10 protein-coding genes are annotated in these 14,125 nt (G+C 73.1%); 3 read left to right on the top strand and 7 right to left on the bottom strand.

Annotated elements, in window-relative coordinates:
- Nucleotides 1–30: 30 nt before the first annotated feature.
- A complete protein-coding gene (locus ACFVXG_RS35730; protein ID WP_387933827.1) occupies nt 31–924 on the top strand; it encodes an NADP-dependent oxidoreductase in 894 nt (297 codons plus the stop codon).
- Between the two features lie 124 nt (nt 925–1,048).
- Here the strand turns inward: ACFVXG_RS35730 and ACFVXG_RS35735 are convergent, their stop codons facing one another.
- The 5 genes from ACFVXG_RS35735 to ACFVXG_RS35755 form a co-directional block, all read right to left on the bottom strand.
- Nucleotides 1,049–3,799, bottom strand: coding sequence for an alkaline phosphatase family protein (locus ACFVXG_RS35735; protein WP_387933757.1), 2,751 nt, complete (start codon nt 3,797–3,799; stop codon nt 1,049–1,051).
- Nucleotides 3,800–3,874: 75 nt separating this feature from the next.
- A complete protein-coding gene (locus ACFVXG_RS35740; RefSeq protein WP_387933759.1) occupies nt 3,875–5,248 on the bottom strand; it encodes an ABC transporter permease in 1,374 nt (457 codons plus the stop codon).
- Nucleotides 5,245–6,192 (bottom strand): ABC transporter ATP-binding protein, encoded by a 948-nt coding sequence (locus ACFVXG_RS35745; protein ID WP_387933760.1) that lies wholly within the window; start codon nt 6,190–6,192, stop codon nt 5,245–5,247. The genes ACFVXG_RS35740 and ACFVXG_RS35745 overlap by 4 nt, the downstream gene beginning before the upstream one ends.
- Nucleotides 6,193–6,387: 195 nt before the next feature.
- Nucleotides 6,388–7,830, bottom strand: a complete 1,443-nt coding sequence (locus ACFVXG_RS35750; RefSeq protein WP_387933761.1) for an aldehyde dehydrogenase — start codon at nt 7,828–7,830, stop codon at nt 6,388–6,390.
- Between the two features lie 426 nt (nt 7,831–8,256).
- On the bottom strand, nt 8,257–8,805 hold the full coding sequence (locus ACFVXG_RS35755; RefSeq protein ID WP_387933763.1) for a CGNR zinc finger domain-containing protein: 549 nt from the start codon (nt 8,803–8,805) through the stop codon (nt 8,257–8,259).
- A 188-nt stretch (nt 8,806–8,993) separates the two neighbouring features.
- Between ACFVXG_RS35755 and ACFVXG_RS35760 the strand changes: the two genes are divergently transcribed.
- Nucleotides 8,994–10,070, top strand: a complete 1,077-nt coding sequence (locus ACFVXG_RS35760) for an alpha/beta fold hydrolase (protein WP_387933764.1) — start codon at nt 8,994–8,996, stop codon at nt 10,068–10,070.
- Between the two features lie 278 nt (nt 10,071–10,348).
- A complete protein-coding gene (locus tag ACFVXG_RS35765) occupies nt 10,349–11,992 on the top strand; it encodes an ABC-F family ATP-binding cassette domain-containing protein (protein ID WP_387933766.1) in 1,644 nt (547 codons plus the stop codon).
- A 73-nt stretch (nt 11,993–12,065) separates the two neighbouring features.
- Here ACFVXG_RS35765 and ACFVXG_RS35770 read toward each other — a convergent pair whose 3' ends face one another.
- Both ACFVXG_RS35770 and ACFVXG_RS35775 read right to left on the bottom strand, forming a co-directional pair.
- Nucleotides 12,066–12,851: a MerR family transcriptional regulator gene (locus tag ACFVXG_RS35770; protein ID WP_387933768.1), complete on the bottom strand. Its 786-nt coding sequence runs from the start codon at nt 12,849–12,851 to the stop codon at nt 12,066–12,068.
- A gap of 41 nt (nt 12,852–12,892) precedes the next feature.
- Nucleotides 12,893–14,044 (bottom strand): serine hydrolase domain-containing protein, encoded by a 1,152-nt coding sequence (locus tag ACFVXG_RS35775; protein ID WP_387933770.1) that lies wholly within the window; start codon nt 14,042–14,044, stop codon nt 12,893–12,895.
- Nucleotides 14,045–14,125 lie beyond the last annotated feature (81 nt).

A 14,125-nucleotide genomic window follows, 5' to 3' on the forward strand; every position in this document is an offset into this window, starting at 1 on the left:
ATGACAACCAGGAAGACCATCAGGAAGACCATGAAGAAGGTGGGCTTCGCCGCGTTCGGCGGCCCCGAGGTCCTGCGTCTCGTGGACGCCGAGGTGCCCCGCCCGGGCCCCGGCCGGATACGGATCGCGGTACGGGCGGCGGGGGTGAACCCCGTGGACTGGCGGCTCCGGGAGGGCCAGGTGCTGGGGGCCCATCCGGTCCGACTGCCCGCCGGGGTCGGGCTGGACGCGGCCGGGGTGGTGGACGAGGTCGGCGCCGGGGTCGAGGGCATCGAGGTCGGTGACCGGGTGTTCGGCGAGGGCCTCGACACCTACGCCGAGTTCGCCGTGCTGTCCGCCTGGGCCCGGATGCCCGAGGGGCTGACCTTCGAGGAGGCGGCGGGCTACCCGTCCGTGGTGGAGACCGCGCTGCGGGTGCTCCGTGAGGTCGGGGTGCGCCCCGGGCAGACGCTGCTGGTCAGCGGCGCGTCCGGGGGCGTCGGTTCGGCGGTGCTGCAGATCGCGCGCGACCGCGGCATCACGGTGATCGGCACGGCCGGGGCCGCGAACCAGGACTACCTGCGCGGCCTGGGCGCGCTCGCCACCACGTACGGCGAGGGCTGGGTGGAGCGGGTGCGCCGGCTCGGCCGGGTCGACGCCGCGCTGGACCTGGCGGGTTCCGGGGTGATCCGCGAGCTCGTCGAACTGACCGGGGATCCGCGGAAGGTGGTCTCCATCGCCGATCTCGCCGCGCCCGGGCTCGGGGTCCGGTTCTCCGGCGTGGCCGGGAGCGTCCCGGCGGCGCTCGCCGAGGCCGCCGACCTGATCGCCCGGGGGCGGCTGCACATCCCGGTCGACACCTCGTACCCGCTCGCCGAGGCCGCGGCCGCGCACGCCGACAGCCGGGCGGGGCACACCCGCGGACGCCGGGTGATCGTGGTCTGAGGTCGGCGGTCGGCGGGCGGCAGGCGGCGGGCGGCGGGCGGCGGGCGGCGGGCGGCGGGCGGCGGGGGTAAGGACGGCCCCGGACCGGCCCGAGCAGTGCCGGTCCGGGGCCGCTCACCGGGTGTCAGCCGTCGTTCTCCGCGGAGGGGATGTAGGCGCCGGGGACGTCGTTCGGGGCGTGGATCGCGTCCTCGCCCGGGTACGGGGCCTTCCAGTTGTGCGTCTGGTACCAGGTCAGGTGGTTCATCTGGGCCGGGTTGGCGCGGTCCGGCGCGGCGTTCGGGCCGGTCAGGTGCTGCTTGGCCTTCCAGTCCTCCCACTGGGCCGCGACGCCCTGCTCGGCCGCGGGCGGGGCGACGGTCACCGGCGCCGCCGCCGCGCTGCGGTCCTGGGCACCGGGCACGTCGACGCCGCAGGAGGGCGGCGTCTTCAGGCCGTCGGTCAGCGAGGTGCGGTTGGGCACCGCGTCGAACGGGGTGAAGTCCGGCTTGTCGGTGAAGGCCGTGGCCATCGGGCTGGCCGCGCTGTCCTTCTGGTTCATCGGGTGGATCCCGAGGATCTGCTCGATGGTGCGGACCATGGTGATCTGCGAGTAGTAGCGGCTGTCGACGGCGCCGTGCTGCGCCCAGGGGCTGATGACCTGGATCGGGGCGCGGTGGCCGTCGACGTGGTCGAGGCCGGCCTGGGAGTCGTCCTCGACCACGAAGATCGCGGTGTCCTTCCAGTACTCGCTGTGCGAGATCTCCTGGACGATCTTGCCCACCGCGAGGTCGTTGTCGGCGACCTGTGCGGCCGGGCTGGCCGGACCGCCGGTGTGGTCGCTGGACAGCCACAGCATGTTGAGGGCCGCCGGGCCGTTCTGCTCGAAGTCCTGCTTCCAGACCTGGTAGCGGTACTGGTCCGGCACGTCCAGGTCGAACTTCGGGAAGCCGGGCACCGACACGTCGTTGAGCGAGGGGATCGGCGAGGAGGAGTTGAGCGGGTAGGCGGTGTCGTCGCCGGTCGCGTCCATGTTCTTCGCGTCGCAGTACAGGTTCTGCCAGTTCGCGCCGTCGGGCTTGGTGAGGAACTGGTGGAACTCGCCGAAGTCGCGCACGTCCTGGCCGGCCGCCTGGGCGCCGGTCCACAGGAAGCCCGAGCGCTGGTGGCCCAGGGCGTCGTCCTCGGTGTCGTAACTGCGCTCGTACTCGCCGGCCGAGGACTCGGTGTACTCCGGGTTGTCCGCCTGCATCAGCCAGTTGTGGCCCTCGGCGGAGTTGGTGCCGATGTCGTAGGTGTTGTCGTACAGCCCGAACTGCTTGGCCAGCGCCTGCTGGTTGGGCGTCACGTTCGCGCCGAACTGGGCCAGCTTGGGGTCGCCGTTGCCCTTGCCGATGTCGCCGAAGACCTGGTCGTAGGTCCGGTTCTCCTTGACGATCAGGAAGACGTGCTTGATCGTCGACGGGTCGCCGATCCGGCCCGGCACCGGTACGGGCTTCGCCTTGTGCCGGTCGGCCGTCTGGACCGCGCCCTTGGTCCAGCCGTTCTGCTGGAAGACCTTGTCCGTCTGGGAGCGGATCTCCTTGTCGGCGGGCAGGGTGAACCGGGTCAGGCTGGAGGTGGTGTCGTGGGTGTTGTGGGCGCCGGTGGAGTTGGGGCGCCGGGCGTCGATGCCGCGGGTGTTGGAGACGACCACCGTGGAGCCGACGGTGGTGATCTCCGCCGGGAAGTAGTCGGTGGGCAGCAGGCCGACGTAGCTCACCGGCTCCTGGGCGCCGGTGAAGCGGTAGACGGCGACGGCGTTGGCCCGGCCGAGGGTGACCAGCAGGCGCCCGTCGTCGGTGAGCGTCATCGCGGTGGGCTCGTAGCCCACCGAGGCCTCCGGCCAGGGCTTGGTGGAGATGCGCTGCACCACCTTGCCGCGGGCCGGGTCGATCACGGACACCTGGTCGGAGGAGGTGTCCGCGACGAAGACCGTCCCGTTCTTGGCGTACACGGCCGTCGGGTGCAGGCCGACGTCGATGGAGCCGACGGCGCCGGACGCGTCCGCGAGGTCGATCACGCTGACGGTGCCCGTGGTGGCGGCGCCGGTGTCCGGGTCGGCCGGCACCTGGGTGCCGTAGGAGTTGAGCGTGTCGTCGTCGGGGGTGGCGGCGCGGCCGCCCTCGTTGCTGACGTACAGCTTCTGCCCGACCTGCACGATGCCGCGCGGCGCGGTGCCGGTCGTCCAGCTCCGGCCGAGCGCGCCGGTGGCCGCGTTGATCTCGACCACCCGGTTCTGCCCGTTGACGGCCGCGTACACCGTCGAGCCGTCGGCCGAGAACGCCAGGCCCGAGGCGAGCGCGTGCTTGGCCCCGTCGGCCGGGATGGCGACCGTCACCGGGTTCGCCAGGGAGCCGTCCGGGTTCACGGTGAACCTGGTGTAGCCGTCGAGCTGGCCGAGCCACAGCTGCTTGCCGTCCGGCGAGTAGACCGGGGCCTCCTGGCCGACCGAGCCGTCGGTCAGGTGCAGGTCGGCGGTCTTGGCCTTGCCGGCCCGCTGCTGCACCTTGCCGGACTTGAGGTCGACGATGACGAGCGAGGCGTCGCCGTCGGCCAGCGAGGCCGCCAGGTGGGTGCCGTCCGGGCTGACCCGGGAGCCCATCAGCTTGCCGTTGTCGATGACCAGCCGGTTGCCGTAGGGGGCGATGTACTGGTCGCTGGAGATCACCTGGCCGCCGGCGGTGACCTGGCCGACCTGGTCGGTGCCGAACTGGTGGGTGGTCGCGAAAGCCGTGCCCGTGGCCACGGCCACCGCGGTGATGCACGCGGTGGCCAGGGTGGCCCGGCGGCCGGCCCGGCGGCCGAGGAGCACCAGGTGCTCCGTCCGGTCGCGTCGACGACGCGTTACCTGCATGGCGTCAGCCCTTCGTTGGGAGGTGGGTGTGCTGGGTGCGTTCGGTGTGCGGGGTCCTGAGTCGGGCGGGGCCGGTCAGTCCGTCGAGGAGTCGAGCAGGTCGATCTGGCCGTCGAACTGCCACAGCGGGTTCGGCGCGTCCCCGGTCCCGGTGTGGACCAGGAAGTAGCCGTTGACCTCCTTCGGCCCGTCACCGTCGGCCATCACCCGCCCGTCCGAGGCGACGTCCAGCTGGTAGACCGCCGTGCCGGGCGCCTCCGTGCCGGGCAGGTGCCAGGTGACCACGCAGCGCCAGTCGTTGCCCGGGCCCTCCGGGTCGACCTGGCCGTCGCCGCGGTTGCACTCCGCGCTGACCCGCAGGTCGGCCTCGGTGACGGCGGGGCGGTACAGCTGCTCGGTCTGCAGCCGGTAGAGGTGGGCGAACACGGTGGAGACCGAGCGCTGCACCTTCGCCTGGCTGATCCCCGACCCGGTCGAGGGCGCGGCCACCGCGACCACCCCGGTGGTCAGCGCGAGCAGTCCGGCCAGCGGCAGCACCCCGTAGGTGAGCGCGCGGCGCTTCTCGCCGTCCTCGTTGCCGTTGGTGAAGTCCCGCCGGACGAACAGCCGGTAGGCCGCGCCGGTCGCCACCACGACCCACACCAGGCTCACCGCGACCGCGATCAGCAGCTCCTGGAGCCGGATCGGATCGACGAACAGCCCGTTCCAGGAGACGAAGGCGTAGCCGGGCAGGGCCAGGCGCAGCGGCACCGGCAGCGGCAGCGTCTGCGCGAGCTGCATGGCGACCGCGGACAGCGCGGGGACGAGCAGGCCCATCGGGGAGCGGCCCAGGATGACCGAGCCGAGCAGGCCGAGCGACGCCAGCGCCATCGTCGGCGCCAGGGCTGCGGTCCAGGCCAGCAGGACGCTCACGGCCGCGTCCGACGGGGCCAGCAGGTGCCCGTCGACGCCGACCAGCGGCTGGTTCCCGACCGCCGCGAGCCCGCCCACCGTACCGGAGGCCAGCAGTCCGGCCACCAGCAGGACGATCACGGTGGCGCTCGCCAGGGTCTTGGCGAGGAAGATCCGGCGCGGCGAGCGGACCGCCACCAGCAGGTGCCGCCAGGTGCCGAGCCGGTCCTCGGCGGCGAACACGTCACCCGCGACCACGGAGGTCAGCAGCGGCAGCGCCCAGGAGCCGGCGAAGCCCAGCACCACCAGCGGGCCGGCCCAGGCGGTGGCGTGCATCCAGCGGCCGAACAGGGTGTCGGAGGGCAGCGTCCCCTGCTGGGCGACCGCGGCCGTGAACAGCCCGGGCAGCGCCCAACAGGCCAGCACCAGCAGCCGGATCCGCCACTGCGAGACCAGCTTCACCAGCTCGAAGCGGTACACCCGGCCCACCGGCACCCGGCGCGCCCCGGATCCGGCGGCCGCACCGGCCACCGCCTGCCCGGCCGTGACCGTGCTCATCGCCCGTCCTCCTGCTGTTCCTCGGTGAGGGCCAGGTACGCGGCCTCCAGCGGCGACACCACGGGCGCGACCTCGCGCACCCGTACGCCCTCCTGGACCAACCCGGCCAGTAGCTGCTCGACGGCCGGCCCGGCGGCGCGCACCACCAGCGCCTCCGCGCCGCGCCACGTCCCGGCGCCGTCCACGACCGTCACCCCGGCCGTGCCGACGGCCACCTGGCGGGCGGTGCGCAGGTCGGAGGTGAGCAGCCGGTGGTCCAGCGCCCGGGTCTCGGCGGCCAGCTTGCCCAGCGGGCCGGAGAAGCGGACCCGCCCGGTGGCGAGGATCGTCACCTCGGAGCAGAGCGCCTCCAGGTCGTCCATCCGGTGGCTGGACAGGACGACGGTGACGCCGTCCTCCGCGAGTCGGCGCAGGGCACCGTGCACATGCTGCTTACCTGCCGGGTCCAGGCCGTTGGAGGGCTCGTCGAGCACCAGCAGCCGCGGCCGGGTGAGCAGGGCGGCGGCCAGGCCGAGCCGCTGGCGCATGCCCAGCGAGAAGCCGCGCACCCGGTCGTCGGCGACGTCCCGCAGCCCGACCTCGAACAGCACCTCGTCGATCCGGCCGGCCCCGGTGTCCTGGCCGCGCAGGGCCGCCAGCGCGGCCAGGTTCTTCCGCGCGGTCAGCGACGGGTAGAGGCCGGGCCCGTCGACGAACCCGGCCACGCCGTCGGGCGCCGCCAGGGCCCGGCCGACCGGTCTGCCCAGCACCTCCAGCTCGCCGCCGTCGGCGACGGCCAGCCCGAGCAGCAGCCCGAGCAGGGTGGTCTTCCCGGCCCCGTTCGGCCCGGCCAGCCCGTGGATCCGCCCGGGGAGCAGCTCCAGGCCGACCCCGTCGAGTGCCACGACGTCACCGAAGCACTTCGTCAATCCCCGTGCGCGTACGGCAGGTTGCGTGTCTTCCATGGCTCCTTCTCGCAGTCCACCAGGGAAGGTAGGGGCTTGACGGGGTGGAGTCAGGAGCGCGCGGTTGAACTCCGATGGAACAGCAGAGGGCCTGGCCGCGGGGTGTCCGGCTGAGCGGCTGCGTCGCCCCGCTCAGCGGGTCCGGAGGGCTCAGAGGGCCCGGAGGGGTCAGAGGACTCAGCGGGCTCAGCGGGCTCAGAGGGTGATGGTCTTGTACTCGGTGTAGGTGCCGAGCCCGACGGCGCCGTACTCGCGGCCGATGCCGCTGGCCTTGAAGCCGCCGAACGGCCCGTCGAAGCCGATGGAGGCGCCGTTGACGGTGACGGTGCCGGTACGGATGCGACGGGCGACCGCCAGCGCGTGGCCCTCGTCGGCGGACCAGACCCCGCCGGAGAGGCCGTACTCGGAGTCGTTGGCGATCCGGACGGCGTCGTCCTCGTCCTCGTAGGGGATGACCACCAGGACCGGGCCGAAGATCTCCTCCTGGGCGATCCGCATCGAGTTGTCGACGTCGGCGAACACGGTCGGGGTGACGTAGTTGCCGGCTTCCAGGCCGGCCGGGACGTCCGGGCCGCCGGTGACCAGCCGGGCGCCCTCCTCCAGGCCGAGGGCGATGTAGCGGCGGACCTGTTCCTGCTGGTCACGGCGGATCATCGGCCCGATGAAGGTCGCCGGGTCCGCCGGGTCGCCGACCCTGAGGGACTCGACCAGGGTCTTCAGCCCGGCCACCACCTCCTCGTAGCGGCTGCGGGGGGCCAGGATCCGGGTCTGGGCGATGCAGGACTCCCCGTTGTTGAGCAGCGAGGAGAACTTCAACCCCGCCACCGCCCGGTCGAGGTCGGCATCGGGCAGGATCACGGCCGCGGACTTGCCGCCCAGTTCGAGGCTGACGCGCTTGAGCTGCTCCCCCGCGATCGCGGCGATGCGCCGGCCGGCCCGGGTCGAACCGGTGAAGGCGATCTTGTCCACCTGGGGGTGGGAGACCAGGTACTCGCTGGTCTCCCGGTCGGCGGGCAGGACGCTCACCACCCCCTCGGGCAGTCCTGTCTCCTCCAGCAGCTCGGCGAGGAAGCCCATGCTGAGCGAGTTCTCCGGGGAGACCTTGAGCACCACCGAGTTGCCCGCCAGCAGGGCCGGGAGGAGCTTCGAAGTCGCCGAGGAGAAGGGCGAGTTCCACGGGATCACGGCCGCCACCACGCCGATCGCCTCACGGCGCACCACGCTGCGCACCGGCGAGGCCGGGTCGGAGGGGACGAGCGTCCGCTCCCAGTCGAACTCCTCGGCGGCCCTCAGGTAGGCGTTGGCCTGCCGGGTCAGGCCGGGCTGACCGGCCCGGGTGAACCAGGCCGCCGAGCCGTTCTCGGTGGCGATCAGCTCGGCGATCCGCTCCGCGTTCCGCTCCCGGAGGGCGTTGAAGCGACGCAGCACCGCCACCCGCTCCGACGGTGGGGTCTCCCGCCACACTCCCCCGTCGAACGAGGCCCGGGCCGCGGCCACCGCGCGGTCCACGTCCGCCGGCCGCGCCTGTGCGGCCTTGCCGAGCGGCGCACCGTCGTGCGGGGAGCGGATGTCCAGCAGTTCGGCACTGCTCGGCGCGGTCCAGGTGCCCGCGATGAAGAGCCGGTCGTAGATGATCACGTTTTTCTCCTTCTCACCCTTGTCCAGGTGGAGTCTGACGCTCGCACACATAACCTGTCAATCAGGTTATGACTCGGGTGAGTCAGGCGAACCTGGAGCCGTCACGACAGGAATCCTGCCCTTTCACGAGCACCTCAGAGAGCCGCAGATCGGTGAATTCTCCTCCATAAAGGGCAGGTTGAAGCCCGGGGCAGGCGGCGGTCGCCTTGACGTGCCCGCACGCCGTTGCCAATAATCGTCACCAGTCAGACCGGTGACGGCAGTCGCGGCTCATCGGACGGTCACTCACGAGGGGGCAGAACCATGGCAGTCAGCGGTTCGCACCCGACCCCCGAACCGGGCGTGGAAACGCCGAACCCCCGCCCGGCGGCCGCGGCAGCAGCCGGGGCGGGGGCGGAGGCGGAGGACCAGTCCCGGGGTGGGGTGTCAGCCGTCGGCGCCGCCGTGCTGGCGCGCGCGGTAGGAGGCGGCCTTGACCCGGTTGCCGCAGGTCCGCATGGCGCACCACTCGCGCCGGTGGCCGCGGGAGCGGTCGAGGTAGACCTGGGTGCACTCTGGCCGGGCGCACTCGCGCAGCAGCGCGGCGTCGTCGCCGCCGAGGATCTCGACGGCCTCCCGGGCCAGGGCCGCCAGGCCCTGGGAGACCGATCCGGTCCTGGTCGCGCCGGTGGCGTGCAGCCGCAGCGTCACCGGCAGTCCGGCGGCGTGCCGGTTCAGCTCGGCGATCGCCCGGGCCGGCATCGGCTGACCGTCCAGCCGGGCGGCCACCAGGGCGTAGATCGACTCGCGCAGGTCGACGGCGATGTCGAGGTCGGTCTCGTCGGCGCCGGCGCCGCCGTCGAGCATCCCGGACTCCACGAACCAGGCGTCCAGTTGCTCGGGGGAGGCCAGCTTCTCCATCGGCGCGGCGTTGCGCCGGGCGCGCAGCGTGCCGACGAAGTCCAGGGGCAGGGTCCCGCAGGGGAAGGCGTGCATCACGTCACCATACTGACCAGTCACCGGCTCGAACGCAATGCCCGGTGCGCTCCCCCGGGCTCCCCCGGGCTTCCCCGGAGTCCCGACAGCGGCCGCGCCGCGTCGCCCGCTGCATCACTGTCCAGACCAGTAACGTTCTGCCCGGCCCGTCCCTCGTGCCGGTCCCCGCACCTTCCGGAAGGCAACTCATGATCGACAGGCGTGGTTTCCACAGGACCGTCGGCCTCGGCGCCGGGGCCGCCGCCCTCTCCCTGGCCGCACTGCCGGGCACGGCCGACGCCGCTCCCGCCTCCACCCCCGCCCATGGCCGCTCCGGCCCGGCCCCGGTAGTGCCGGCGATCACCCCCGGCACCCACACCTCCTTCCCGGTGCTGCGCCAGGTCACCGCCGGGGTGCTCGACGTCGGCTACGCCGAACTCGGCCCCGCCGACGGGCCGGTGGTGCTCTGCCTGCACGGCTGGCCCTACGACATCCACAGCTACCTCGACGTCGCCCCACTGCTCGCCGACCTCGGCTACCGCGTGATCGTCCCCTATCTGCGCGGCCACGGCACCACCCGCTTCCTCTCCGCGCGGACCTTCCGCAACGGCCAGCAGTCGGCCATCGCCCGGGACGTCATCGCGCTGATGGACGCGCTCCGGATCGAGCGCGCCGTGGTGGCGGGCTTCGACTGGGGTGCGCGGACCGGTGACATCCTGGCCGCCCTGTGGCCCGAGCGGGTCAAGGCCCTGGTGTCGGCGACCGGTTACCTCATCACCAACCGCGACGCCCAGCAGCACCCGATCGCGCCCGTCACCGAACGCGCCTTCTGGTACCAGTTCTACTTCGCCACCGACCGCGGCGAGCGGGCCATGCACGACCCGAAGCTGCGGCACGACCTCACCCGGCTCGTCTGGCAGACCGCCTCCCCCACCTGGAACTTCGACGACGCCACCTTCGAACGCACCGCGGCCGCCTTCGAGAACCCCGACTACGCCGCGATCGTGATCCACAACTACCGCTGGCGGCTGAGCCTGGCCGACGGCGAGCGCCGCTACGACCACGACGAGCACCTGCTGGCCCGCAAGCCGACCATCCACGTGCCGACCGTCACCCTCGACCCCGCGCTGGACCCGTTCACCCCGGCCCCCGGCGACGGCTCCTCCTACCGGGCCATGTTCACCGGCCCGTACGAGCACCGGACGCTCCCCGGGATCGGCCACAACCTGCCCCAGGAGGCCCCGACTGCCTTCGCCCAGGCCGTAGTCGACGCCGACCGGCTCTGACCACGACGGGCGGGCGCACAGCAGTCGCCTCGCGTCGGAAAATGAACGGCGCGGGGCGAAACGGACTGCTACGCTGGCGAACGACCTACCCCCTTCCGAGGAGTGCAGCAGACATGGCGGGTGACGACGACATCTCCGGGTGAATCCCGGGCTTCATGACCGTTGCGGGCGCAGGGCGCCCAGTGCAGCGGTCGGAATCGTCGCACCCAGTCCCCCTGTCTCCTTCGGGCCGGACTCGTCTCCGCCCGCTCACCTCCAGGTAGTTCTCCATGCCTTCTATGTCTTCTGCGTCTTCCGCGTCCGTCGTCGCCTCCCAGCTGTCCTTCTCCTGGCCCGACGACACCCCCGTCTTCCAGGACCTCTCCTTCACCGTCGGCACCGGCCGCACCGGCCTGGTCGCGCCCAACGGCTCTGGCAAGAGCACGCTGCTCAAGCTGATCACCGGTCAACTGCGCCCGTCCGCCGGGTCGGTGACGATCGCCGGCACGGCCGCCTACCTCCCCCAGGACCTCCCGCTGACGGCGGGCCTCACGGTCGCCGAGGTGCTCGGCGTGGCCGGGGTGATCCGGGCCATCGACGCCGTGGAGTCCGGGGACGTCGCCGAGGAGCACTTCACCACCATCGGCGACGACTGGGACATCGAGGAGCGCTCCCTCGCCCAGCTCGAACGCCTCGGCCTCGGCGGGATGCCGCTCGGCCGTCGGCTGGGCACCCTCAGCGGCGGCCAGGTCGTCCAACTAGGCCTCGCCGCCCAGCTGTTGAAGCGGCCGGACGTCCTGCTGCTGGACGAGCCCACCAACAACCTCGACCTCGGCGCCCGGCACCGGCTGTACGACGCGCTGGAGGACTTCAACGGCTGCCTGCTGCTGGTCAGCCACGACCGCGCCCTGCTCGACCGGATGCACCGCATCGCCGAACTCGACTCGCACGAACTGCGGCTCTACGGCGGCGACTTCACCGCCTACGAGGAGGCCGTCCAGGCCGAGCGGGAGGTCGCGGAGAAGAACGTCCGCAACGCCGAGCAGGACTTGAAGCGCGAGAAGCGCGAGATGCAGCAGGCCCGCGAACGCGCCGAGCGCCGGGCCGGCAACGCCGCCCGCAACCTCAAGAGCGCCGGGCTGCCCCGGATCTTCGCCGGGAACATGAAGCGCGGCGCCCAGGAGTCCGCCGGCCGCTCAGGCCAGGTGCACGCCGCCCGCGTCGACGAGGCCAAGGCCCGACTCGACGAGGCGGGGCGCGCCGTGCGCGACGAACAGCGGCTCACCCTCGACCTCTCCGAGACCCGGGTGCCCAGCGGGCGCGACCTCTTCATCGGCGAACACCTCCAGGTCCGGCGCGACGGCAGCCCGCTGTTCGCCGACGGCGGGATCGACCTGACCGTCCGCGGCCCGGAGCGGATCGCCCTCTCCGGCGCCAACGGCGCGGGGAAGACCACCCTGCTGCGCCTGCTCGTCGGGGACCTCACCCCGGACGAGGGGCAGGTCAAGCGCGCCGACGGCCGGGTCGCCTACCTCTCCCAGCGGCTGGACCTGCTGGACCAGGACCGCACCGTGGCGGAGAACTTCGCCGCCGCCGCGCCGGAGCGCCCCGAGGCCGAGCGGATGAACATCCTCGCCCGCTTCCTCTTCCGCGGCGCCCGGGCCCACCTGCCGGTGCGGGCCCTGTCCGGCGGCGAGCGGCTGCGCGCCACCCTGGCCTGCGTGCTGTGCGCCGAGCCCGCACCCCAGCTGCTGCTGCTCGACGAGCCGACGAACAACCTCGACCTGGTCAGCGTCGGGCAGCTCGAAGGCGCCCTCGACTCCTACCAGGGGGCGTTCCTGGTGGTCAGCCACGACGAACGGTTCCTGGCCGGCATCGGCGTCGACCGCTGGCTGCGGCTGGCCGACGGCACGCTGACGGAGACCGGAGGCCCGGCCGCCTGAGGCCCACCCCCTGCGGGGTGGTCGGCGGGCCCTGAGCCCCCGGCCATCCCGCAGACGCGGCCCCGGGCGCGGTTCACCCGCGTGGGAGCCGGGGCACCGGCGCCCCGGCGGAGCGGAGCCTGGCCTCGGTCAGTGCGGTCAGCCGGGCCGAGTTCCGCGCCTCGTCCTCGCGGTGCCGGTCGATCAGCCGGTACTGGGTGGCGGCCCTGCTCCAGGCCTCCAGTGCGGCCGGGTCCGCCAGGAGCGCGGGGTTGGCGAGGTAGCGGTCGGCCATGGCGGCGGCGAGCTCCTCGATCCTCGGGTCGTCCGGTTCCCACTGCTCGGCCTCCTGGGCCCGCTGGGCGAGCTCGACGAACTCCGGGTCGTCCAGCTGCCGTTCGAGCTGGGCCTGGAAGGCCTCGAAGCCTCCCGGCACCAGCACCCGGGCCAGTACCAGCGCCTCGCGCTGCCCGGCCACGTAGTCCGGGCCGAAGCCGAGCTCGGCCATCCGCTCCAGGACGGCGCAGGCGCGGTCGGGCAGCAGGGCCCGGTCGCCCTCGGCGAGGCGGTGCAGCGTGGCGCGGCGCTCCTCCAATTCGGCGATCCGCTCGGCCAGCCGCCGCTCGACGTCGACGAGGGCGGCGGCGAACCGCTCGGTGTCGGCGTCGAGCAGCGGCCCGACCTCGGCCAGCGGCACCCCGGCGGTGGCCAGCGTGCGGACCTGCACCAGCCGCAGCAGCTCGTCCGAGCCGTACCGCCGGTAGCCGGAGCCGTCGCGCGGCGGTTCCTCGACCAGCCCGTGCTCGTGGTAGTGCCGCACCGTCTTCACCGAGACGCCGAGGAATGCCGCCGCCTGCCCGATCGTGACTCCGCTCATCATGCGCTCAGCCTCTCGTGGGATCGGGCCGGACGGCCAGCCGGTCAGCCCGCCGACCCGGACGGCCCGGCCTGCTCCGCGCCGGACACCCCGCCGAACACCGCGCCCACCAGCAGCTGTTGGGCCTTCTGGAAGCCCGCGGCGATGGACATCTCCGGGTCGTCCACGAAGTTCAGACCGGCCGTCAGGACCCTTCGCCCGTCGGGCGAGCCGTACATCAGCGCCGCCGAGCCGATGGTGGCGCCGTTGTGGTGGTAGACCGTACCGGCGGCCCCGCCCAAGTCCTGGGCGAACAGCCCGAGGCCGTAGCCGACCCGCTCCTCCGGCGTGCGCATCTCGGCCAGCAGTCCGGCGGGCAGCAGCCTGCCGCCCATCAGCGCGGCGAAGTAGGTGTGCAGGTCGCGGGTGGTCGAGATCATGTCGCCGCCGGCCGCGACCCAGGTGGGGTCGTGCCGGGTGACGTCGACCGTCCGCTCCTGCCCGCCGTCCGGGTAGCGGTAGTAGCCGTGGTGGTGCGGCTCGGGGACGTCCGGCGAACTGCCCGGTGCCACGGTCCCGGTCAGCCCCAGCGGGGCCAGGACCAGCCGTCGCAGCTCCTCGGCGAAGGAGCGGCCGGTGGCCCGCTCGATCACCAGCCGGGCCAGCACGTAGTTGGTGTTGGAGTAGCTCCAGCCCTCCCCCGGCTCGAAGCGCGGGGACCGCGACAGCGACAGCCGCACCAACTCCTCGGGCAGGTAGGTGTGGAAGCGGCGGTCCACCCACTCCTTGCCCCGCCACGGGACGCCGGGCACCACGGTGCCGTCCTCGAGCAACTCGCCGGTGTGGCTGAAGACGCCGCTGGTGTGCTGCAGCAGCATCCGTACGGTGATCCGACGGTCCAGGCCGAACTCGGGCAGGTACTGGTCCGCCGGGGCGTCCAGGGCGACCCGCCCCTCGGCGACCAGCAGCAGCACGGTGGTCGCGATGAAGCTCTTGGTGCTGCTGCCGATCCGGAAGTGTCCGTCGGTCAGCGGCGCGGCATCGCCGCCCAGTTCGCGCGCCCCGGCGCTGCAGGCCCAGGCGCCCCGTTCGTCGCTCACCCGCAGCTGCACGCCGAGGAAGCCGGACCGGACCAGTTCCTCGATCGCCTGCCGCAGCTCCGGTCGGTCCGACCCCTGGCCGGAGACGGCGAGTCGGGCGGCGTGGATGGTGGTCATGGGTGCTCCTCGGTATCCGTCGGCTCCGGACCCCTGTCCGGCTGCTGCGACGAATCTCCACCCTGCCCCAGGGGCAGCCTC

The sequence above is a fragment of the Kitasatospora sp. NPDC058162 genome (assembly GCF_042884005.1).
Classification (GTDB): Bacteria; Actinomycetota; Actinomycetes; order Streptomycetales; family Streptomycetaceae; genus Kitasatospora.